The sequence below is a fragment of the Streptomyces sp. NRRL S-87 genome (genome assembly GCF_000719335.1).
GTDB lineage: Bacteria > Actinomycetota > Actinomycetes > Streptomycetales > Streptomycetaceae > Streptomyces.
The window spans coordinates 35,829-57,932 of the sequence record NZ_JOGB01000038.1; the positions used below are offsets into that span (position 1 = coordinate 35,829).

Consider the following 22,104-nt stretch of genomic DNA (forward strand, 5'->3'; position numbering starts at 1 on the left):
GGCTCCTCGGGGCGCGACGGGGGTGTGCCGCCACGCTACCGAGCGCCGATACGGGCCGGGCGCTCAATCAGCGGATTTTCACTCGCACGGGTAGGCGTGGTGTGCTGGGGCGCGAAGAGGTGCTCACCTGAGGGCTCCGGAGGCGGCCGAGGCCGCCACCCCCCACAGGAGAGGCCCCGGCCGCCGTCCGTTACGGGCTCGTGCGACAAGCCCGTATACCTGTCAGCGCCAAGGCTGCGGTTTGTGTCACACCCCGCTGCGCTCACGGGTGGTTGCTGGTTGTACAAGTCGTGGACGAGACATGCAGGAACGCCGTAACGTGCTGATTTGCGCAGGACGGACAGGACAGTGAACGGGTTGGGGAGTTGCTGGGGGACGACGCGGAGCTGACCGCCGCAGTGCTCGCGGCACAGGACGGCGACGAAAGCGCGTTCCGTACTGTGTACCGCGCCGTACACCCGCGCCTGCTCGGGTACGTACGCACGCTCGTGGGCGAATGGGAGGCCGAGGACGTGACGTCCGAGGCCTGGCTCCAGATCGCCCGCGACCTCGCGTCCTTCGAGGGCGACGCCGACCGGTTCCGCGGCTGGGCCGCCCGGATCGCGCGCAACCGGGCACTCGACCACATACGCATGCGCGGCCGCCGGCCCGCGGTCGGCGGCGACGAGACCGAGCTCACCGGCCGGGCCGCGGACTCCGACACGTTCGGCGAGGCCATGGAGTCCCTCTCCACCGGCCGCACCATGGAGCTCATATCCCGGCTGCCGCAGGACCAGGCCGAGGCCGTCGTCCTGCGCGTGGTGGTCGGGCTCGACGCCAAGAGCGCGGCCGAGACGCTCGGCAAGCGCCCCGGCGCCGTCCGCACCGCCGCCCACCGCGGACTGAAGAAGCTCGCGGAACTGATCGGCACCGAGTTCGGCGATAATGCCGATGCTGTCGGCGGCCCGCACGGAACCGACGGTTCCGGTGGCGCGGGAGGCCAGGGGGGCGGCGAACTGGACGCCGTACCCGCACAGCGTGTCCCCACACGGGGTCAGAAGGTGCGGACCAGTGTGACGCAATCGCGTTGGCGGACGCAGAGGGACATGTGATGGCCGACGATCGCTACGGGTGGCTCGACCGGGCCGCGGCGGAACAGCTGCTGCGCGGTGGCCCCGTCCTGCCCGGCGACGGCGGTCCCGCCGGGACCGCGGCCGACCGGACGGCGGGCAGGCGGACGACGCGGGACGACCGCGCCCGCAGCGACGCCGAGCGGCTCGCCGAAGCCCTGGACGCGCTCGTCCCGCCCACCCGCCTCGACACCGAGCTGCCCGGCGAGGCCGCCGCGCTGGCCGCCTTCCGCAGCGCGCGCGCCGGCGAGGCCCGGATCCGCGCGGCCGCGGAGCCGACCGTACGGCTCGGCGGCGCCGCCCACGGCACCACCGAACTCCCCGCCCTGACCGTTCCTGCCGCCGTGCCCGTACGGGAGCACGGCCGCCCGGGCGCGTTCCGGCGCCGCCCGCTGCGGCTGGTGCTCGCGGCGGCGGTGGCGGGGCTGGCCGTCGGCGGGGTGGCGGCCGCCGCCACGTCCGGACTGCTGCCGCAGAGCGTCATCGCCGGCCCCGCGCCGTCGGTGTCGGTCTCGGAGCTGCCCTCCACGGGCCCGAGCGGCTCGGCGACCGACATCGCCGAAGGCGACCCGGTCTCGCCGAAGCTGCTGCCGGACGGCCCCGCGACCGGGTCCGCCTCCGGCACGCCCGGCTCCGGCACCGCCACGGGCGGCCCCGCCACCGGCGGCACGCCGGCGAGCGAGGACCCCGAGGACAAGTCCACCGGCGGCACCGGCACCGGGACCGGCGGCGCGGACACCGGCGGCACGGGCGCCACCACGAGCCCCGAGCTCCGGGCCAAGCTGACCGAGCACTGCAAGGACCTGCGAGCCGGGAAGCTGGACCGGAAGCGGCGGCTCGACCTGGAGAGCGCGGCGGGCAGCAGCACGCCGGAGCGCTTCTGCGACCGGCTGCTGGGCGGCACGGACGACGACAAGGACAAGGGCAAGAGCGGCGACAAGGGGAAGAACGGCTCTGCGCCGCTCGGCTTCAACCCCCGCACGGCCGGTACGGGCGCGCCCGTCACCCCGAAGGCCGCGCCCGCCCCCGCGGCCACCGCCCGCACCACCGCCCCCACCGCGAAGCCCACCACGAAGGCCACGGCCGCGCCCGCCGCCGACCCCACCGCGAAGGCCGCCGCCAGGACGGCCGGCACCGCTGGGACGGGTATCGCCGGGACCGCCTCGAAGGCCTCCGCCGCCGGGTCCGCCACGGGGTCCGAGGCAGCCTCCGGCCGGGCCGGGGACGCCGCGGGCGCGAGCTCCGCGAACCGCTGACGCGCGGGTGTAACACTTTTCGCAGCCCCGGCGCAGTACATAACGAGCCGACTGGTCATCGGCCGCGCATGAGCCGGGGTTCCCCCCGTACCCCGGGGCTCTGCGCAACCCGGCGCGGGTGGGGCACGTTCCCCCGGCCCCACCCGCGCCCCTTACGTACGACGGCCGAGGCCCCGGGACTTCCCGGGGCCTCGGCCGTTTCGTCGTACCGGGTCGTTTCGTCGTACCGGGCCCCGCCCCTCCCTCCCCTCCTCTTCTCCCGGCACACCCCACCCTCTCCCTGAACATGTTCAAATCACGGCTTGAACGTGTTCAAAAGGAGGGCTACAGTCAGTCCTACCAACCGTTTGAACACGTTCAAGAGGGGGGTGGGGTCATGGACCTCACTGTTGTCGCGTACGTCGCCTACCTGCTCGTCAGCGTCGCGCTCACCGTCTGGGTCGCCCGCACGCTCAGCCGCAACGGCCGCATCTTCATCGCCGACGTCCTCCAGGGGAACGAGAAGCTCGCGGACGCCGTGAACCACCTGCTGGTGGTCGGGTTCTACCTCGTCAACCTCGGCTTCGTCAGCCTCTACCTCAAGGCCGCCGAGGACATCCCCGACGCCGCCCGCCTCCTGGAGGCGCTGTCGGCCAAGCTGGGCGTCGTCCTCCTGGTCCTCGGCGTCATGCACCTCGGCAACGTCTGGGTGCTCAACAAGATGCGCCGCCGCGGGATCCTGGAGCGGGAGAACACCCCGCCGGTGGCTCCCGACGCCTGGACCGCGCCGGCCGGGGCCTGAGCCATGGCGACGGCCGCCGCGCCGACCCCGGCGCCCCCCGTCCCGACCCGCACCCCCGTGCGCCGGCTGACGGTGCTGTACGACGCCCAGTGCCCGCTCTGCGTGCACCTGCGCAACTGGCTGCTCGGCCAGAAGTGGCTCGTCCCGCTGGCCCTCGTGCCGGCGGGGTCGTACGAGGCCCACCGCCGCTTCCCACGGCTCGACCACGCCGCGACCCTCCGCGAGATCACGGTGGTCGGCGACAAGGGCCAGGTCTGGCGCGGCACCGGCGCCTTCATCGTGTGCCTGTGGGCGCTGGCCGAACACCGGCCCAAGGCCCGCTGGCTGGCCACCCCGACCGGCCTGCCCTTCGCCCGCGCCACGATGCTCGCCGCGGCCAAGGTGCGCGCGGGCACGGCGGGCACGGCGGGCACCGCAGGCACAGCGGGCACAGCGGGCACCACCGCGGGCACCGCGGGCTGTTCCGACGGGTGTGCGGTGCCCGGATAGGCTCGGACACCGTGACTGAAGCAAAGCCCGCCAAGAGCGAGCAGACCCGCACGCTCATCCTCGAGACCGCGCTCCGGCTGTTCCAGGAGCGCGGTTACGACAAGACGACGATGCGGGCCATCGCGAAGGAGGCCGGCGTCTCCGTCGGCAACGCGTACTACTACTTCTCGTCCAAGGAACACCTGGTCCAGGGGTTCTACGACCGGATCGGCGCGGAGCACCAGGCAGCGGTCCGGCCCATCCTCGACCGCGAGAGCGACCTGCAGGCCCGCATGTCGGGGGTACTGACGACCTGGCTCGACATCGCGGAGCCGTACCACGAGTTCGCGGCCCAGTTCTTCAAGAACGCCGCCGATCCGGAGAGCCCGCTCAGCCCCTTCTCCCCCGAGTCGGAGAACGCCCGCGAGGCGGCGATCGCGCTGCACCGCGAGGTGCTGGCCGGCTCCAAGGCGAAGGTCCCGGACGAACTGCGGGACGTCCTGCCCGAGCTGATGTGGCTCTCCCAGATGGGCCTGGTGCTGTACTGGGTCTTCGACCGCTCGGAGAACTCCGAGCGCACCCGCCGGCTCGCCGAACGGGGCTCCGCGCTCACCACGCGGGGCGTGGCCCTGGCCCGGTTCCGGGTGCTGCGGCCGCTCGTCCACGAGGTGCACGAGCTGTTCTCGGACTTCCTGCCGGGGATGGCGGCCTCGGCCGCGACGCGGGCCACGAAGGCCACGCAGGCCGCGAAGTCCCGTACCGGCGCGAAGGACGAGAAGGCGGGGGACTCCGTGGAGTCCCCCGCCGAGGGCTGAGCGGTACGGCCCCCCGGGGCCGTACCCGCCGGTGCCGATTTCCCCGTCAGAGCCAGTTCAGGTCGCCCAGGCGCCACACGCCCGTACCGTCGGACAGGAACTGGGCACCGGTGACCGCCTCGCGGCTGACCACGTAGTCCTTCTTCTGCCAGATCGGCAGCATGGGGACCTTCAGGGCCACCTGCCGCTGCAGCTCGCGGAAGTCGTTCGCGGCCATGCCGCGGTCGCTGTAGGACTGGGTCCGGGTGATCAGCTTCTGGACGACCGGGTCGGAGAAGCCGCTGAGCATCGAGGAGTCGGAGCCGATCAGCGGGGCGGTGAAGTTGTCCGGGTCCGGGAAGTCCGGGATCCAGCCGACGTTGTACGCGTCGAACTTGCCGGCCGCGTAGGCCTTCTGGAACGTGGTGAAGTCCGGCTGGACGTCCACCTTGACCTTGAAGAGGCCGGACTCCTCCAACTGCTTCTTGATGTTCTCGGCCTCGGCGACGTTGGTGCCGCGCTTGTTGATGCCGAGGGTGAAGGACACCGGGGTGCTCACGTTCGCCTCGCGCAGCAGCGACTTGGCCGTGGCGGGGCTGGGCTGCGGGTAGGCGTCGTAGAACGCGGTGCTGTGGCCGCTGATGCCCTGCGGGATCAGCGAGTACAGCGGGGTGACGGTGCCCTCGAAGACCAGGTTCGCGATCTGGGAGCGGTCGAGCACGGCGGCGACGGCCTGGCGCACGGCCCGGTCCTCGAAGGCCGACCCCTTACGGGCGTTGAAGACCATGTTGCGGGTCTCTGAGCCGCCCGACTCGTGGTAGCGGATGTCCTTCATGCCCGGGTTGAGGCCGGCCAGCACGTTCGGCGGCAGGTCGCGGTGGGCGACGTCGATCTCGTGGCCCGTCCACGCGTCGTTGAGCTGGTCGGAGTCCTCGTAGTACTTGATCGTGACCGGCACGTGGGGAGCGCGCGAGTTCCCGCTGTACGAGTCGTTCGGTACGAGCTCGATCTGGCCCTTGGTGAACGACTTGAGCGCGTACACGCCGGAGCCGTCGACCTCGGAGCCGGTGCGCAGACCGGCGGCCGGGTACTTGTCCTTGTCCACGATCGAACCGGCACCCGAGGCGATCTTGAACGGGAAGGTCGCGTCGCGTGCGGAGAGGTTGAAGGTGATCGTGCGGCCCGAGGTGCTGACCGACCGCAGGGTGTTGAACAGTGGGCCCGGGCCCTGGTCCGACTTGATCGTCTTGATGCGGTCGAACGAGAACTTCACGTCCGCGGCGGTGATCTCCCGGCCGTTGGAGAACTTCACGCCCGGCCGCAGCTCGCACTGGTACGTCGTGAGCTTCTGACCGATGAACCGGCAGGAGCTCGCGGCGTCCGGCACCGGCACCTGCGAGCCCGTCTTCATGGTCAGCAGCGACTGGTAGACGTTGCTGAACAGTGCCCAGGAACCGGCGTCGTACGCGCCCGCCGGGTCCAGCGACGAGACCTCGTCGGTCGTGCCGACCGTGATCGCGTCGTTCTTGTCCCCTACGGACGGAAGGAGCTGCCAGGCGCCGACGCCGGCGACCAACAGAACCGAACCGGCCGCCAGGCCTATGACTGCTACACGCCGCATGGCGAGAATTCCTCCATCAACCCCCGAGCCGGCGGCCCCCATAGCCGACAGCTCAAAGCCGTCGGCCAACCCGCAGCCGACAGCTCCTGGCCGACGGTCCCTAGCCGTCGCCCACTGGGCCGGTGGCTCCCTATAGCCACCGACAGAGGAGCCAACGGCCCCCATAGCCGTCAGCTCCTGCAAACGTTGCCCACTCAACCACGGAAATTTCACAAGTGGAAGGGCGTGTCGCTACAGGTTTGGGCAAGTTACGCCTGATACGACGCAAGCTCTACGACTGTGATGTCCGACGGCGCTCCGACCCGTACCGGCGGCCCCCAGGCCCCGGCCCCGCGCGAGACGTACAGCTGCGTGTCGCCGTAGCGTTCCAGACCGGCCACCGTGGGGTTGGCGAGCGCGGCGACGTACTCCCCCGGCCAGAGTTGGCCCCCGTGCGTGTGCCCGGACAGCTGGAGGTCGACGCCGTGGCGGACCGCGTCGTCGATCACCACCGGCTGGTGGGCGAGCAGCACGGCCGTGCGGGCCGGGTCGCGGTCGCCGAGGGCCTTGGCGAAGTCGGGGCCGTGGCCCTCGCGTTCGCCGGCCACGTCGTTGACGCCGGCCAGGTCGAAGCCGGGCAGCTCGGTCCGGGCGTTCTCCAGGGGGTGCAGGCCGAGCTCCCGGACGTGGTCGACCCACTGCTGGGCGCCGGAGAAGTACTCGTGGTTCCCGGTCACGAAGTACGCGCCGTGGCGGGCCCGCAGTCGGGCCAGGGGTTCGGCGGCGGGGCCGAGGTCCGCGACGCTGCCGTCGACGAGGTCGCCGACGACCGCGATCAGGTCGGGCTGGGTGGCGTTGATCCGGTCGACGATGCGGGTGGTGTGGGCCCGGCCCAGGATCGGGCCGAGGTGGATGTCGCTGACGACGGCGATGCGGAAGCCGTGGGCCGCCCTCGGGAGCTTGGCCAGCGGCACGGTGATGCGCTTCACCGCCGGGCCGCGCATGACCCCGTACGTCCCGTACGCGACCGTGCCGGCCGCCGCCGCGACCGCCGCCCCGGCCAGCGTCCGGGCGACGAACACCCTGCGGGTGGGGCCGGCCCCGGCCCGGGCCGCTTCCGGCTCGGGCTCGGGCTCCGGCGCCGGCGCGGGCGCGGGCGCGGGCTCGGGCGCGGGCGCGGGCTCGGGCTCGGACGGGGGCTCGGACGGGGGCTCCGGCGCCGGCTCCGCCGCAGCCACCGGCGGGGTCGGAGTCGGGGCTGCAGCCGGGGCCGGGGCCGGCGCCGGAGCCGACCTCCGCAGCCACAGCGCGCGGACCGGTTCGGCGACCAGGAGGGCCAGCGACAGGTACAGGAGGACGGCCAGCCAGAGGTACCCCGGCCAGGCCAAGGCCTGCTGGCGCCAGAAGGGGGCGCCGGCCCGGCCGGAGACGAGCGCGCCGACCGTCAGCAGGGGCAGGGCGACCAGGGCGCCCGTACCGAGCGTGCGCCACCGCCCCGCGAGCGCCGTGTCACGGACCAGCCGGACCCACAGCCACCGGTGCACCAGCACCAGCACGCCGAGGACCGCCAGCGCGACCGCGGCGAAGAGGACGACGGTCACCGTGACTCGCGCCGCAGCGCGCGGACCCCGCGCAACCCGATCACTCCAACGCCCGTCCCCAGGAGAAAGGAAGTGACCGCGAGCGCAAGATGCACCCAGAAGTAGGCGGTCGGGTCCCCGGCGTCGTCGAAGGCGAGGCCGCTGCCGTCCTTCCACAGGTTCTTGACGAAAGTGGTCCAGATGATCCAGCTCCACACCCCGAAGGCGAGCAGGAACCAGGAGGCGGAACGGCTGAGTCTCATGGGGCCAGTATCGGCTCCGTCCCCAGGACGGCGGCGCCGGGGTGGGCTGTCTCGGCAGACGTTGCGGCGGTTCGGCCCGCCCGGCTCCGCTTCCCGGCGGACTGCATGTACGTTCACCTGCGTGTCTGCAAAGAAGACCGTAGTGACGGCCGTCGCCGCCGCGCTGCTGCTGCCCGCCCTGACCGCCGGCCCGGCCCTCGCCGCCCCCAGGCCGGACCCCAAGAACCCGGTCGGGAAGGCCAGGAAGCAGCCCGCGCCGCCCGCCTCGATGTCCACCGTCGGCGGGAGCCTGCTCGGCAAGCCCGGTACGCAGGTCAAGCTGGGCCCGGGCGCGCCCGCCCTGCCCGCCACCCTGAGCGGGCTGTCGTGGATCGTCGCCGACGCGGAGTCGGGCGAGGTGCTGGCCGCGCACAACGCGCACTGGCGGCTGCCCCCGGCCTCCACGCTGAAGATGCTCTTCGCGGACACGGTGCTGCCGACCCTCCCCAAGAACCAGGTGCACAAGGTCAAGGACGAGGAGCTGGAGGGCGTCGGCGCGGGCTCCAGCCTGGTCGGCGTCAAGGAGGACCTCGACTACACCGTCCACGACCTGTGGCTCGGGGTGTTCCTGCGGTCCGGGAACGACGCCGTGCACGTGCTGTCCGCGATGAACGGCGGCGTCGAGAAGACGGTCGCCGACATGCAGGCGCACGCCGAGGAGTTGCAGGCCCTCGACACGCACGTGGTCTCCCCCGACGGGTACGACGCCCCGGGGCAGGTCTCCAGCGCCTACGACCTGACCCTGTTCGCCCGCTCCGGGCTCCAGAAGAAGGACTTCCGCGAGTACTGCGCCACCGCCCAGGCGGAGTTCCCCGGCGAGCAGAAGCCCGGCAAGCCGCGCGAGCACTTCGCCATCCAGAACACCAACCGGCTCATGACCGGGGCCTACGGGGTGAACCCCTACAAGGGCATCGCGGGCGTCAAGAACGGCAACACCACCAACGCCGGCGCGACGTTCACGGGCGTGGCCCAGCGCGGGGCGCGCAAGCTGCTCGTGACGGTGATGAACCCGGCCGAGGGCGCGAACGCCGTCTACGAGGAGACCGCCGCCCTGCTCGACTGGGGCTTCGCGGCCGCCGGGAAGGTCACGCCGGTGGGCGAGCTGGTGCCGCCGAAGAGCGCGGACACCTCCTCGCTGGGCTCGCCGGCGCAGAGCCACGAGCAGGAGCAGCAGGCCGCGGCCGAGCAGTCCTCGGGCGGGGTCGGGACCGCGCTGGCGGTGGCCGGCGGGGTGCTCATCGCGATCGCGGGCGGCGGTTTCGTCGTCAACCGGCGCTGGCCGAAGGGGCGTCGGGGCCGTCGGGCCGCGCACGACTGACGGGTCCGGAGGCGGGCTCCACCGGCTCGGCCTCCGCCTCCGACCTCTCATCCGACCCCGCCGCCGACCCCTCCTCCGGCTTCTCCTGCGACCCCTCCTCCGGTCCCGTCGCGGTCCACGCGGCGCAGTACAGCAGCAGCTTCGCGCTGAGGTTGATCCACAGGAGCAGGGCCACCGGAACGCCGAAGGCCCCGTACATGCTCTTGGCCGCCACCCCCTGGATGTAGCTGCTGAGCAGGAGCTTCAGGAGCTCGAAGCCCGCCGCGCCGATGAGGCCCGCCACCAGCAGCCGCCGGCGCGGGGGATCGACGCCGGGCAGCAGCGTCAGGAGGTACAGCAGCAGGAGGAAGGCGGCCAGCACGGCGACCAGGAACCCGGCGACGCGCAGCAGCACCCCGCCCGCGCCGCCGCGCGGGAGCCCGATCCAGTCGGCCGTGCGGCCCACCGCGCTGGAGCCGAAGACGGAGGCGGCGGCGGAGGCCAGGACCACGCCGCCCAGGCCCAGCAGCACCAGGACGTCCTTGCCCTTGCGGACGATCGGGTTGCCCTCGTCCTCGTCGTCCTTGTCCCAGACCGCGCGCAGGCAGTCCCGCATCGAGCCCACCCACCCGACACCGGTGACGAGCAGCAGCAGGGCGGAGACGACCCCGACGGTGCCGGCGTTCTGCACCAGGCCCTCGATGTCCAGCTGGTCGGAGATGCCGGGGACCTGCTCGGTCAGCTTGGCCTCCAGCTGGTCCAGCTGGCCGCGGGAGAGCAGGGCGGCGCCGACGGCCGCCGCCAGGGTGATCAGGGGGAAGAGCGCGAGGAAGCTGATGAAGGTGATCGCGGCCGCGAGCCGGGTCCAGTGCACCCGGTCGAGCCGCTCGTACGAACGCCAGGCGTGGGTCCGCACGAGGCGGACCACAACCGGGCCGATCACCGGGAGGTTCTTCAGCCAGTCCATGGCCCTCACCGTAGGGGCGGCGCTGCGGGAAAGCCGTCAGGACCGGTACGGATCGTCCGCAAACGTGTGGACGATCATCACCGGCCCGTCGAAAGAAATCACCGGAATCGTCATGTTCGGCCGCTACGGTCGGGGCCATGATGCGCCCCGACCGCACGCACCCGTTCCACGACGTCGTCCTACGGACCCTCCGCTTCCGCGCCCGCAGGATCCGCGGTTACGCCTGGAGCGTCGGCTCGTCCCGGTGAGCGTCCCGGGGCAGCTGGGCCGGGACCCCGGCCGCCGCGACGCCGAAAGGGTACTCGCGCAGCTTGCGCCAGACCCCGTCCGAGCCCTGCTCGTAGAGGGCGAAGCCGGTGGACAGCCACTCCGCCTCGAAGTCGGCGAGCTCCTCGTACGCCCGGTCCATCGCCTCTTCGGAGATGTTGTGGGCGACGGTCACGTGCGGGTGGTAGGGGAACGCCAGCTCTCGCAGCAGCGGCCCGTCGGGGTCGCGGACCTGGCCCTGGAGCCGGGCGCAGGCCTCGCCGCCCTCGACGACCTTGACGTAGACCACCGGCGAGAGCGGGCGGAAGGTGCCGGTGCCCGCGAGCCGCATCACGAACGGCCGGCCGGCCGCCGCGACCTCGGTGAGGTGGGCGCGGATCTCCGGCAGCCGGTCCGCCGCCACCTCGGTGGGCGGGACGAGGGTCACGTGCGTGGGGATGCCGTGCGCGGCGGCGTCCCCGAAGCCGGCGCGCCGCTGCTGGAGCAGGCTGCCGTACGGCTCCGGGACCGCGATCGAAACGCCGAGCGTTACGGTCCCCACGTGTTCTCCTCCGTGATCGTCTGCTGTGCGTGGCCTGTGGTGCGGGATGGTGCCGGTCCCAGTGTGGGGCCAGCACCCCCGAAACGGCCAGGGGCCCAGGTCGACAGTGCTGTCCCACTGCCGTCCCGGACCTGTGACATCCGGCCGGACCGGTGTTCCCTCAGTGCTTCGCGGGCAGGAAACCGAGCCGGTCGTAGGCCTGGGCCAGGGTCTCGGCGGCGACCGCGCGGGCCTTCTCCGCGCCCTTGGCCAGGATGTTGTCCAGCGTCTCCGGGTCGTCGAGGTACTCCTGCGTGCGCTCCCGGAAGGGCGTGACGAAGTCGACCACGATTTCGGCCAGGTCCGTCTTCAGCGCGCCGTACCCCTTGCCCTCGTACTTCTCTTCGAGCTCGGCGACCGGGGTGGAGGTGAGCACGGACTGGATGGTCAGCAGGTTGCTGACGCCCGGCTTGGCCTCGGGGTCGAAGCGGATCACGGTGTCGGTGTCGGTGACCGCGCTCTTGATCTTCTTCGCGGTGGTCCTGGGCTCGTCGAGGAGGTTGACCAGGCCCTTGGGGTTGGCGGTGGACTTGCTCATCTTGGCCGTCGGGTCCTGGAGGTCGTAGATCTTGGCGACCTCCTTGACGATGTGCGCGGCCGGGATGGTGAAGGTCTGGCCGTAGCGCTGGTTGAAGCGCTCGGCGAGGTCGCGGGTGAGCTCGATGTGCTGGCGCTGGTCCTCGCCGACCGGGACGGCGTCCGCCTGGTAGAGGAGGATGTCGGCGACCTGGAGGATCGGGTACGTGAAGAGGCCGACCGTGGTGTTGCCGGCGCCCTGCTTGGCGGACTTGTCCTTGAACTGGGTCATCCGGCCGGCCTCGCCGAAGCCGGTGAGGCAGTTCATGACCCAGCCGAGCTGCGCGTGCTCGGGCACGTGGCTCTGGACGAAGAGGGTGCAGCGGTCCGGGTCGAGGCCGGCCGCCAGCAGCTGCGCGACGGACAGGCGGGTGTTCTCCCGGAGCGCGGCGGGGTCCTGCGGGACGGTGATCGCGTGCAGGTCGACGACCATGTAGAACGCGTCGTGCGTTTCCTGGAGGGCGACGTACTGGCGGATGGCACCGAGGTAGTTCCCGAGGTGGAACGAACCCGAGGTCGGCTGGATACCGGAGAGCGCGCGAGGACGAGTGGCCATGGGGCCATTCTCTCAGGTGCGGCGGCGTCTCCCGGCCGCGGTGGGTCCGCCTCACGTACCGGCGGGGCTGGACTTGCAGCCCCGCCGGTACGCGGGCGCGGGGTCGGGGCGGAGCCCCGTCAGGCGACCGGCAGGCCCGGGGCCGGGTAGGCGGTCAGCAGCTCGGCGACCTCCTTGCGGATGACCGCGAGGGCCGCCTCGTCGCCGGAGGCCGCCGCGGCGACACCGCGGTCGATCCAGGCGGCGACGGCGGGCATGTGGTCGGGTGCGAGGCCGCGCGAGGTGAGGGCCGGCGTACCGATGCGGATGCCGGACGGGTCGAAGGGCTTGCGGGGGTCGTACGGCACCGTGTTGTAGTTCACGACGATCCCCGCCCGGTCCAGCGCCTTCGCCGCCACCTTGCCCGGGACCTCCCGGGAGGTCAGGTCCATCAGGACCAGGTGGTTGTCCGTGCCGCCCGACACCAGGTCGAAGCCCCGCGCCAGCAGCGCCTCGGCCAGCGCCTTGGCATTGGCCACGACGGCGTGGGCGTACGAGGCGAAGGAGACCTCCGCCGCCTCCCGCAGCGCCACCGCGATGCCCGCCGTGGTCTGGTTGTGCGGGCCGCCCTGGAGGCCGGGGAAGACCGCCTTGTCGATGGCCTTGGCGTGCTCCTCGCGGCACATCAGCATCGCGCCGCGCGGGCCGCGCAGCGTCTTGTGCGTGGTGGTGGAGACCACGTCGACGTGCGGGACCGGCGAGGGGTGCGCCCCGCCCGCGACCAGGCCGGCGATGTGCGCGATGTCGGCGACCAGGACGGCCCCGGCCTCCTTCGCGATCTCCGAGAACGCCGCGAAGTCGATGGTCCGCGGCAGCGCCGTACCACCGCAGAAGATCACCTTCGGGCGCTCCCTGAGCGCGGTCTCGCGGACCTCGTCGTAGTCGATCAGCCCGGTGTCGGCGCGCACGCCGTACTGCACGCCCCGGAACCAGGAGCCGGTCGCCGAGACGCCCCAGCCGTGCGTGAGGTGGCCGCCCATCGGCAGTGCCATGCCCATGACGGTGTCCCCCGGCCGGGCGAAGGCCAGGTAGACGGCCAGGTTGGCGGGCGAGCCGGAGTACGGCTGGACGTTCGCGTGGTCCACCCCGAAGAGCGCCCTGGCCCGCTCGACGGCCAGCGCCTCGATGCGGTCGATGTTCTGCTGGCCCTCGTAGTAGCGGCGGCCGGGGTAGCCCTCGCTGTACTTGTTCTGCAGCACGGTGCCGGAGGCCTCCAGCACGGCCGCGGACACGTAGTTCTCGCTCGGGATCAGCCGCAGGGTCTCCGCCTGGAGCGTCTCCTCGGCGCCGATCAGGGCGGCGAGGTCCGGGTCGATCGCGGAGAGGGCGGGGTGGCGGGCGTCGCGCGGGCTCATGGGGAGCTCCTCGTCGTGGGGTCGATGGCGGTTCGTCCCCGCGGCGGCCCAGGCGAGCGGCCCGCTGGTGCGGTCGTACGCGCACGGCTCCCCCGGAGTTCGTTCTCCGTACGCCAGTCGCCGTGCGTACGGACACCATACCGAGCGCGCCGTGCCGGAAGGTTTCCGCGTCCAGGATCCGAGCGACGATAGGAGTTGGGGCGCCACCCCCGCCCCTCGATCCTCGCCCGCAGCACGAACGGAGACCCCGTGTCGAACACGTCAGACGCCATCCGCTCCGCCGAGGCCCACAGCGCGCACAACTACCACCCGCTGCCCGTGGTGGTGGCCTCCGCCGAGGGCGCGTGGATGACAGACGTCGAGGGCCGCCGGTACCTCGACATGCTCGCGGGCTACTCCGCGCTCAACTTCGGCCACGGCAACCGGCGCCTGCTCGACGCGGCGAAGGCGCAGCTGGAGCGCGTCACGCTGACCTCGCGGGCCTTCCACCACGACCGCTTCGCCGACTTCTGCACGCAGCTCGCCGCGCTGTGCGGCAAGGACATGGTCCTGCCGATGAACACCGGGGCGGAGGCGGTCGAGACGGCCGTGAAGACCGCCCGCAAGTGGGGTTACGAGGTCAAGGGCGTGCCGGACGGCCACGCCAAGATCGTCGTGGCGGCGAACAACTTCCACGGCCGCACCACCACCATCGTCAGCTTCTCCACCGACCACGAGGCCCGCGACCACTACGGCCCGTACACCCCCGGCTTCGAGATCGTCCCCTACGGCGACCTGACCGCGATGGAGGCGGCGGTCACCGCGCACACCGTGGCCGTGCTCATCGAACCCATCCAGGGCGAGGCCGGCGTACTGGTCCCGCCGCCCGGCTACCTCGCCGGCGTCCGGGAGCTGACCCGTCGCAAGAACGTGCTGTTCATGGCGGACGAGATCCAGTCCGGACTCGGCCGCACCGGCCGGACGTTCGCCTGCGAGCACGAGGGCGTGGTCCCGGACGTGTACGTCCTCGGCAAGGCGCTGGGCGGCGGTGTCGTGCCGGTCTCGGCGGTGGTCGCCGACCGGGACGTGCTCGGGGTCTTCAAGCCCGGGGAGCACGGCTCGACCTTCGGCGGCAACCCGCTGGCCTGCGCGGTGGGCCTGGAGGTCGTCGCGATGCTGCGGACCGGCGAGTACCAGCAGCGGGCCGCCGAGCTCGGCGACCACCTGCACCGCGAGCTGGGGCTGCTGGTGGGCGGCGGGGCGGTGACCGCGGTCCGCGGGCGCGGCCTGTGGGCCGGCGTGGACATCGCCCCCGGGCACGGGACGGGCCGGGACGTGTCGGAACGCCTCATGGAGCGGGGCGTGCTGGTGAAGGACACGCACGGCGCGACCATCCGCATCGCGCCCCCGCTGGTCATCTCCAAGGAGGACCTGGACTGGGGGCTGGACCAGCTCCGGGCCGTCCTGGACGCGTAGGACGCGGGCCCGGCGCGGCGCCGGCCCGCACCGGGCCCGCGGCACGGCGCCGGCCCGCACCCGGGGTGCGGGCCGGCGCGCCGTCAGCGGATGACGTGCGGCAGGAAGCGCGCGTACTCGTCCGTGACCAGTCCCGCCGACTCCCGGATGCCGAGGCCGGCCGACTCGCCGTCGACCACCCACGCGCCGAGCACGGTGCGGTTGCCGTCGAAGTCCGGCAGCGGCGCGAGGGCCTGGAAGCAGTACGTCTCCTCCGGGTCCGGTACGAACGGGGCACCGCCCGGGCCGGGTCCGTGCACCGTGACCCCGGCGCCCTCGCGGCCGAGCAGCGGCTTGGCCACGTAGCCCGGGCCGTCCGGGCCGGCCAGCTCGCGGGGGCCGTCGAGGTAGGCCGGGAGCAGGTTCGGGTGGCCCGGGTAGAGCTCCCACAGGACCGCCAGCAGCGCCTTGTTGGACAGCAGCATCTTCCACGCCGGCTCGATCCAGCAGGTCGAGCCGGAGCCGCCGCCGTTGTCGAGGGTGTCGAGGACGTACGGGCCGAAGTCGTCGCTCGCCAGCCACTCCCACGGGTAGAGCTTGAAGCAGCTGCGGATGAACTTCATCCGCTCGTCCACGAACCGGCCGGCCAGCGCGTCCCAGCCGATCCGCTCCACGGCCAGCGCCTCGGTCTCCAGGCCGGCCTGCTCGGCGGTCTCGCGCAGGTACGCGACCGTCATCAGGTCCTCGCCGAGCTCGTCGCTCTCGGAGTGGGCGAAGTGCACCGGGCCGGGCGGCAGCAGCGGCGCCTGCCGGCGCCAGGCCGCGACGAGCCGCTCGTGCAGGGAGTTCCACTGGTCCGCGCCCGGGAAGCGGTCCTCCATCCAGAACCACTGGGGGCTGGCCGCCTCCACCAGGGAGGTGGGGGTGTCCGCGTTGTACTCCAGCATGAGCGCGGGGCCCGTGCCGTCGTACCGCAGGTCGAACCGGCCGTACAGAGAGGGCAGTTCGGCCCGGCGGCGCCAGGACTCGGCGATGAGCCCGGCGAGCCGGGGGTCGGTGACCCCCAGATCGGCGAAACGGTTCTGCTCCACGATGTGGCCGGCCGCGGCCAGACACATGGCGTGGAGTTCCTCGACCGTCTCCTCCAGCGCCTCGACCTCGGGCAGGCCGAAGGAGTAGTACGCGCTCTCGTCCCAGTAGGGGCGCAGGGAGCCGTCGGGATGGCGGGTGAGCGGGTAGACCAGGCCCTGCTCCTCGACGGTGCGCTGCCAGTCGGGGCGGGGATCGATGCGGTGGCGCTGCACGGTCCGCCTCAGCCGCCGCTGGACTTGCCGCCGCCGGACTTGCCGCCGCTCGACTTGCCGAAGCCGCCGCGCGAGACGGCCGACTTGTCGAAGCTGCCGCCGGAGAGCTTGCCGCCCTTGCCTACGCTGCCGCCGTAGTAGTACGAGCCGCGGCCCCCGCTCTTGCAGTCGGAGGTGGGCAGCTTCTCCAGCGTGACGCGGTCGGCGCACCGCTTGTCCGGGTCCGAGCCGCAGGCCACGAGCGTGGCCGCGAGCAGGCCCATGCCGCCGAGCACGACGGCGCCGGAGCGCAGGCGCCTGCCGGTGCGCTGTTCCATTGCGGGGTCCCCCCTGTGAAGCGTTTATGCGTTCCCTACAGCGTAGAACCAGCCGCAAGAGGGGCGGAATCCGGCCGGGCAGGGTGGTACGCATCCGATACGCGGCCGGGACGAGTCCGGTACGGACGACGGCGGGCCCCGCTGGACTAGAGTCCCTTTCGTGCTGCTCGGGATGATCTGTGCCCTCGCCTCCGCGGTCTGTTACGGCACGGCCTCCGTCCTCCAGGCCGTCGCCACCCGCGCCACCGCCCCCGGCACCGGCTCCGGCGTCGACCCCGCCCTGTTCGTGCGCGCGGTGCGGCAGTGGCGCTACGCGGCCGGGCTCGGGCTGGACGGCCTGGGCTTCGTCCTCCAGATCGTCGCGCTGCTCTCCGTGCCCATCTACGCCGTCAGCGCGGCCCTCGCCTCCAGCCTGGCCGTCACGGCCGTGGTCGCCGCCCGGCTGATGCGGGTACGGCTGACCCGGACCGAATGGGCCGCGGTGGCCGCGGTCTGCGCGGGGCTGGCGATGATCGGACTCGCCTCGGGGCCCGAGGGCGACCGGCCCGGCTCGGACGCCCTGAAGTGGGCGCTGCTGGGCACGGCCGTCGCGGTCCTGCTGCTCGGCGCGGCGGCCGGACGGCTGCCGGGCCGGTCCCGCTCGCTGGTGCTGGGCCTGGCCTCGGGCACCGGCTTCGGCGTGGTCGAGGTCGCGGTCCGGCTCATCGACGACGTCTCCCCCGCCGCCCTCACGAACCCCGCCTTCTACGCCCTCCTGCTCGGCGGGGCGGCGGGGTTCCTGCTGCTCACCTCGGCGCTCCAGCAGGGCTCGGTGACCGCCGCCACCGCCGGACTGGTGCTCGGCGAGACCATCGGCCCCTCGGTGGTCGGGATCGTCTGCCTGGGCGACGAGCCCCGGGCGGGGCTGGCCTGGCTCGCCGTCCTGGGCTTCACCGTGGCCGTCGCCGGGGCCCTGGCCCTGGCCCGCTTCGGCGAGCCCCCCGAGACGGCCTGAGCGGCCCTCAGGAAGTGGCCCGGAAGGCGTCCACCACCGCGGTCTCGGTCTGCGCCTGACGGGGCCAGTCGGTCTCGGGACCGGCGACGAGGACGGCGTACTTCTTGCCGTCGGAGGCCACGAAGACCCGCTCGATGCCCTTGCGGCGGCCGCCCGACTCCGCGTTGTCGTACGCGTACACGAGGTCGGCCGAGCCGTCGCCGTACTCCCGGGTGCGCTCCTCGCGGTAGCCCGGCTTGCCGGAGAGGCTCTGCGAGGCGCCGCGCACGGCGTCCAGCGGGGACAGGCCGGCCTCCTCGACCGTGAAGACCTGGAGCAGCCAGGCGCGGTCCGCGGACCGGTAGAACACCCCGGTGGCCTCCTGCGAGCGCTGCCAGTCCTCGGGGACCACGGTCGTGAACCCCGCCGCGTCCCGGACCTCCCGGAAGCCCGTCGGCACGCCGGACGCGGAGGGCGACGGGGAGGCGGAGGCCGGGTCGGTGGCCGGGGCCGAGGGGCTGCGGCTCCCGTCGCCGTTCGCCCCGTCCGTCGGGGTCACCGGGGCCGTCGCCCGGGCCTGCGGCGGGGCGTCGCCGACGCGCTGGACGAACCAGACGGCCGCGGCCCCGGCCACGAGAGCGGCCACCGCCACGCCGACGGTGAGCGGCGAGAGCCAGCCCGAGCGCGCCGGCGCCTGCGGCCGGGGCGGCAACGGCGGCGGCGCGGGCAGCACGCAGTCCACGCCCTGGTACGGCGCGGCCGGGTACGGCGCACCGGGCGCACCGGGGTACGGGCCACCCGGCCCGGCCGGGGCGGTCCCCGGTCCCGCGACCGGGGCGGCGCCGACCGGCGCGCCCGCGGCGGGCGGCGGCCCCGCCGGGGTCCCGGCGGCCGCTGCGGAGGACCCCGGCCACCCGCGCAGCGGGTCGTACGCGGGCTGCGGCGCGGCCGGGCCCGCGGGCGCGCCCTCGGCCCCGGCACCGGGGTCGGCGCCGGGGTCGGACGCCGGGGCGTGCGACACGGAGTCCGGGGCCTGGAGGTCCGCCGGACCGAACTCCCAGGTCTGGGTCTGCGGGTTCCAACGGGGACCGTCGGCCATGCCTCAGCCCCCCAGCAGCTGCGCGACGGACGCGGCCACCGCCGCACCCGAGGCCAGTACGTCCACCACGGGCGCCGCCTGCGTCAGCGCGTCCCGCAGCCGGGCCAGCCGGCCCGGCCCCGCCTCGCCCGCGGACTCCAGCTCCTCCTGCGCCCCGGCCAGTTCCCCGTCGAGCACCCTGGTCTGCTCGCTCGCGCGCACCCGCCCGAGGTCCTCCCGGAGCTCGCGCACCAGCCGCAGCAGCTCGGCGTGGGCCGGGTCCTGGCCGGGCACCGCGCCGTAGTTGTTGGTGTTGTGGGCCGTACCGCCCTGCCCGAAGTTGACGGCACTGCCGGAGATCGAGCCGATCCGGTACGACCCCCGCTCGTCACTGCTTGCCACCGCTGCTCCTCTTGGGCTTGCCCTTGTTCTTGTTCTCGACCGTGGCGCTGCCCTGCTCGCCGAAGTTCACGGCGCTGTCGTGCACCTCTCCGACGTAGGTGGCGCCCGAGCCCACGTTCACGATCTTCTGCTCGAACTCGCCCGTTTGCCAACCCGCTTCGTGCAGCGCCACCTTGACCCCGCCCGTCACGCGGTCCTCGATCGTCTTGAGGTAGCGCACCACGTCCATGTCCTGGAACAGCGACGAGTCAAGGTCGGTGGCCAGTTCCCGGACCGCCTGCCTGGGGCCCTCCGGACGTGCGCCGCCGTGGCCGGCCGTCAGCACCTGCCACAGGCTCACCACGCCACGCCCGAGGGTGGCCACGGACGTGGTGAGCGAGCGCGGCGCATGCCCCACGGCCCAGACGACCTTGCCGAAGCGGCTGTTGTTCCGGTAGCGCTGGGCGATGCCGTCCGCCTCCCGGTACGCCTCGCGCACCGGCATGAGCACGTGCGGGGCGACCTCCAGCATCAGCATCCCGCCCTGCGTGTGGACGCGCACGAAGACGGTGACGACCACGTCCTCGTCCCAGCCGCCCACGCGGATGCGCAGGAAGTGCCGGCGCTTCTCGCCGCCCTCCTCGATGGCCGCGGTGCGGTGCTCCTGGAAGTCGTCCGGCTCGCAGGGCACTTCGTAGCGGTCGCGAAGGCCGGCCACCGGCAGGAAGACGCACTCGTCCACCACCAGCTCGCGCAACCGGTCCAGGACCGTGGCGGCCGCCTGGGGACGGCGCCGGGGCGAGGGGACCCGCAGGGCCTCCACGAGCGGCACCACGTGCTCGAGGACGCGCTCGTTGTCGAGCGGGGCGGGCTCGCGGTCCTCCAGGTCCGTCCGGGGCCGCAGCTCGACCGAGAGGTTCCACACCTTGAACGGCAGCCCGGCGCCGCAGAACGGCTTCGCGGTCCCGTACAGGACCACCGCCGAGAACTGCTCGTTGCGGATCCACCGCTGCACCTTGGCGAACCGCAGGCCCGCGGCCTTCTCCGCCGGGTCGTTCTTGGGGTCGGGGTACTTCTGCGGGGACAGCTCGGCGGCCATCATCCGGGCGAACTGGCCGCGCTGCAGCCCGGCCAGGAGGGCGAGCACGGTGAAGAAGAGCAGCACGCCCCAACCGGACTGCAGCCCGCTGCCGTCGATGTCCCGGAAGAACTCGAACCGCCACTGCTCGGACATCAGCCGCTCCTGGACGTCCACGAACGACGACACGTCCCAGAAGGTGCGCAGGACGCCGTTGTCCTGGCGCTCGCGGTGGCCCCGCACCCAGATGCTGACGACCTGCCCGACCAGAGCGAGGACGAGCAGCAGCCGGCCGTAGAACCGCACCACGGCCGCGAGGACGCGCGTGCCCGCCGGGCCCTTGCGCGGCTTGGCGATGCCGGCCGCCAGGCTGAGCAGGAGGCAGGGCAGCAGCAGGTCCCACACGAACAGTCCGGCGGTCAGCTTCCAGGCCAGCAGCCAGGTGAGCAGGACGCCGACGGCCCAGCCGAGTTCGCTGCGTCTGGCGCGCAGGGCGTGGGCGAGGACCCGGGCGGCGTCCACGCCGTAGCTGGGAGCGACGACCCGCTCCTCGTGCACGTAGAGCTCGTCGATCACCTGGTGCCGGAAGACGGGGTCGAGGTAGACCCCCGCGCACAAGGAACGACCGGCCTCGCTGGCCCACGGGGCGACCGGCCTCCGACCGGCCGGCCGGCCCTGCGGGGGCGGGCCCGGGGGCTGCGGCGGAACTGTGGTCTGAGTCACTCGTCGCACTCTAGGTTCGGCCGGGTGAAGGCCACAGCTGCAAACACGCCAAAGCGCCCCGGCAGGGTTTGCCGGGGCGCTCAGCGCGTTCGACACACCGGTCAGGACCGGTGCCCGGAACGTCAGATCAGGCCGAGCTCGCGGACCGCGTCGCGCTCCTCCGCCAGCTCCTTGACGGAGGCGTCGATGCGCTTGCGGGAGAACTCGTTGATGTCCAGGCCCTGGACGATCTCGTACTTGCCGTCCTTGCAGGTGACGGGGAAGGAGGAGATCAGGCCCTCCGGAACGCCGTACGAGCCGTCCGACGGGATGCCCATGGAGGCCCAGTCGCCCGCGGCGGTGCCGTTGACCCAGGTGTAGACGTGGTCGATCGCGGCGTTGGCGGCCGAGGCGGCCGAGGAGGCGCCACGGGCCTCGATGATCGCGGCGCCGCGCTTGGCGACGGTCGGGATGAAGGTGTCGGCCAGCCACGCCTCGTCGTTCACGACCTCGGCGGCGTTCTTGCCGGCGATCTCCGCGTGGAAGATGTCCGGGTACTGGGTCGCGGAGTGGTTGCCCCAGATGGTCAGGCGCTTGATGTCGGTGACGTCGACACCGGTCTTCTGGGCCAGCTGCGTCATCGCGCGGTTGTGGTCCAGGCGGGTCATCGCGGTGAAGCGCTCGGCCGGGACGTCCGGGGCGGCGGACTGGGCGATCAGGGCGTTGGTGTTGGCCGGGTTGCCGACGACCAGGACCTTGATGTCGTCCGCGGCGTGGTCGTTGATGGCCTTGCCCTGCGGCTTGAAGATGCCGCCGTTGGCGGAGAGCAGGTCGCCGCGCTCCATGCCCGCGGTGCGCGGACGGGCGCCGACGAGCAGCGCGACGTTGGAGCCCTCGAAGCCCTTGTTCGGGTCGTCGAAGATGTCGATGCCCTTGAGCAGCGGGAAGGCGCAGTCGTCGAGCTCCATGGCGGTGCCCTCGGCGGCCTTCATGCCCTGCGGGATCTCGAGGAGGCGGAGCTTGACCGGCACGTCCGCGCCGAGCAGGTGACCGGAGGCGATGCGGAAGAGCAGCGCGTAGCCGATCTGGCCGGCGGCGCCGGTGACGGTGACATTCACGGGAGTGCGGGTCATGGCCTTCTCCGTTAGACAGCTGGCGATGGGGCCTGGGTGCCCCGGGTGCTGGAGGACGCCGCTTCCCTGAATCTTGATGTGAAGAGACATCCGCGGTCAGGCTATCCGACCCGGAACGGCACTAACCCCCGACCCCGTGTGGTGCGTCGCACACGGGTCGGGGGTTCGAAGGAATGG

Annotated in this window: 21 protein-coding genes; 8 read left to right on the forward strand and 13 right to left on the reverse strand. The window is 72.9% G+C overall.

The window, feature by feature from the left end:
• Positions 1-365: 365 nt before the first annotated feature.
• From IF43_RS0123560 to IF43_RS0123580, 5 genes are all read left to right on the forward strand, one after another.
• Positions 366-1,091 (forward strand): RNA polymerase sigma factor, encoded by a 726-nt coding sequence (locus IF43_RS0123560; RefSeq protein ID WP_030204085.1) that lies wholly within the window; start codon positions 366-368, stop codon positions 1,089-1,091.
• The gene (locus IF43_RS0123565) at positions 1,091-2,365 is read left to right on the forward strand and encodes a hypothetical protein (RefSeq protein ID WP_051795935.1); all 1,275 of its coding nucleotides are present in this window, start codon (positions 1,091-1,093) and stop codon (positions 2,363-2,365) included. The genes IF43_RS0123560 and IF43_RS0123565 overlap by 1 nt, the downstream gene beginning before the upstream one ends.
• 376 nt (positions 2,366-2,741) lie before the next feature.
• The gene (locus IF43_RS0123570) at positions 2,742-3,146 is read left to right on the forward strand and encodes a hypothetical protein (protein WP_030204089.1); all 405 of its coding nucleotides are present in this window, start codon (positions 2,742-2,744) and stop codon (positions 3,144-3,146) included.
• Positions 3,147-3,149: 3 nt separating this feature from the next.
• On the forward strand, positions 3,150-3,635 hold the full coding sequence (locus tag IF43_RS0123575) for a thiol-disulfide oxidoreductase DCC family protein (RefSeq protein ID WP_199922770.1): 486 nt from the start codon (positions 3,150-3,152) through the stop codon (positions 3,633-3,635).
• An 11-nt stretch (positions 3,636-3,646) separates the two neighbouring features.
• Positions 3,647-4,429 (forward strand): TetR/AcrR family transcriptional regulator, encoded by a 783-nt coding sequence (locus IF43_RS0123580; protein ID WP_199922771.1) that lies wholly within the window; start codon positions 3,647-3,649, stop codon positions 4,427-4,429.
• A 46-nt stretch (positions 4,430-4,475) separates the two neighbouring features.
• Here IF43_RS0123580 and IF43_RS0123585 read toward each other — a convergent pair whose 3' ends face one another.
• The 3 genes from IF43_RS0123585 to IF43_RS42970 all read right to left on the reverse strand — a co-directional run bounded on the left by IF43_RS0123585 (position 4,476) and on the right by IF43_RS42970 (position 7,851).
• On the reverse strand, positions 4,476-6,029 hold the full coding sequence (locus IF43_RS0123585; protein WP_030204096.1) for an ABC transporter substrate-binding protein: 1,554 nt from the start codon (positions 6,027-6,029) through the stop codon (positions 4,476-4,478).
• Positions 6,030-6,277: 248 nt separating this feature from the next.
• Complete coding sequence (locus IF43_RS42965; protein ID WP_030204098.1) at positions 6,278-7,609, reverse strand: metallophosphoesterase; 1,332 nt, start codon at positions 7,607-7,609, stop codon at positions 6,278-6,280.
• A complete protein-coding gene (locus tag IF43_RS42970; RefSeq protein ID WP_030204100.1) occupies positions 7,606-7,851 on the reverse strand; it encodes an SCO4848 family membrane protein in 246 nt (81 codons plus the stop codon). The genes IF43_RS42965 and IF43_RS42970 overlap by 4 nt, the downstream gene beginning before the upstream one ends.
• A 121-nt stretch (positions 7,852-7,972) precedes the next feature.
• Here IF43_RS42970 and IF43_RS42975 point away from each other — a divergent pair, with 121 nt between their 5' ends.
• A complete protein-coding gene (locus IF43_RS42975) occupies positions 7,973-9,208 on the forward strand; it encodes a D-alanyl-D-alanine carboxypeptidase family protein (RefSeq protein ID WP_030204101.1) in 1,236 nt (411 codons plus the stop codon).
• On the opposite strand, the gene IF43_RS0123605 is transcribed toward IF43_RS42975, so the two are convergent.
• From IF43_RS0123605 to glyA, 4 genes are all read right to left on the reverse strand, one after another.
• Positions 9,156-10,154, reverse strand: coding sequence for a YihY/virulence factor BrkB family protein (locus IF43_RS0123605; protein WP_030204102.1), 999 nt, complete (start codon positions 10,152-10,154; stop codon positions 9,156-9,158). The two genes, IF43_RS42975 and IF43_RS0123605, sit on opposite strands and share 53 nt — an antisense overlap.
• Positions 10,155-10,371: 217 nt before the next feature.
• On the reverse strand, positions 10,372-10,962 hold the full coding sequence (locus IF43_RS0123610) for a 2'-5' RNA ligase family protein (protein WP_030204103.1): 591 nt from the start codon (positions 10,960-10,962) through the stop codon (positions 10,372-10,374).
• Between the two features lie 160 nt (positions 10,963-11,122).
• A complete protein-coding gene (gene trpS / locus IF43_RS0123615) occupies positions 11,123-12,133 on the reverse strand; it encodes a tryptophan--tRNA ligase (RefSeq protein WP_030204104.1) in 1,011 nt (336 codons plus the stop codon).
• A 119-nt stretch (positions 12,134-12,252) separates the two neighbouring features.
• The gene (glyA, locus tag IF43_RS0123620; RefSeq protein WP_030204108.1) at positions 12,253-13,527 is read right to left on the reverse strand and encodes a serine hydroxymethyltransferase; all 1,275 of its coding nucleotides are present in this window, start codon (positions 13,525-13,527) and stop codon (positions 12,253-12,255) included.
• Between the two features lie 249 nt (positions 13,528-13,776).
• Here glyA and rocD point away from each other — a divergent pair, with 249 nt between their 5' ends.
• Positions 13,777-14,982 (forward strand): ornithine--oxo-acid transaminase, encoded by a 1,206-nt coding sequence (gene rocD / locus IF43_RS0123625; RefSeq protein ID WP_030204109.1) that lies wholly within the window; start codon positions 13,777-13,779, stop codon positions 14,980-14,982.
• Positions 14,983-15,065: 83 nt separating this feature from the next.
• Here rocD and IF43_RS0123630 read toward each other — a convergent pair whose 3' ends face one another.
• Complete coding sequence (locus tag IF43_RS0123630; protein WP_030204110.1) at positions 15,066-16,265, reverse strand: glutathionylspermidine synthase family protein; 1,200 nt, start codon at positions 16,263-16,265, stop codon at positions 15,066-15,068.
• An 8-nt stretch (positions 16,266-16,273) separates the two neighbouring features.
• Positions 16,274-16,582 (reverse strand): hypothetical protein, encoded by a 309-nt coding sequence (locus tag IF43_RS0123635; protein WP_030204111.1) that lies wholly within the window; start codon positions 16,580-16,582, stop codon positions 16,274-16,276.
• A gap of 172 nt (positions 16,583-16,754) precedes the next feature.
• Between IF43_RS0123635 and IF43_RS0123640 the strand changes: the two genes are divergently transcribed.
• Positions 16,755-17,576 (forward strand): DMT family transporter, encoded by an 822-nt coding sequence (locus IF43_RS0123640; protein WP_030204113.1) that lies wholly within the window; start codon positions 16,755-16,757, stop codon positions 17,574-17,576.
• A 7-nt stretch (positions 17,577-17,583) separates the two neighbouring features.
• On the opposite strand, the gene IF43_RS38240 is transcribed toward IF43_RS0123640, so the two are convergent.
• The 4 genes from IF43_RS38240 to IF43_RS0123660 form a co-directional block, all read right to left on the reverse strand.
• On the reverse strand, positions 17,584-18,654 hold the full coding sequence (locus tag IF43_RS38240; protein ID WP_051795937.1) for a hypothetical protein: 1,071 nt from the start codon (positions 18,652-18,654) through the stop codon (positions 17,584-17,586).
• Positions 18,655-18,657: 3 nt separating this feature from the next.
• On the reverse strand, positions 18,658-19,035 hold the full coding sequence (locus IF43_RS0123650) for a hypothetical protein (protein ID WP_030204118.1): 378 nt from the start codon (positions 19,033-19,035) through the stop codon (positions 18,658-18,660).
• Positions 19,022-20,815, reverse strand: coding sequence for a hypothetical protein (locus IF43_RS0123655; RefSeq protein ID WP_158939471.1), 1,794 nt, complete (start codon positions 20,813-20,815; stop codon positions 19,022-19,024). Before IF43_RS0123655 ends, IF43_RS0123650 begins: the two co-directional genes overlap by 14 nt.
• Before the next feature lie 122 nt (positions 20,816-20,937).
• Entirely contained in the window at positions 20,938-21,927 is a 990-nt protein-coding gene (locus IF43_RS0123660) for a malate dehydrogenase (RefSeq protein ID WP_030204121.1), read from the reverse strand.
• Positions 21,928-22,104 lie beyond the last annotated feature (177 nt).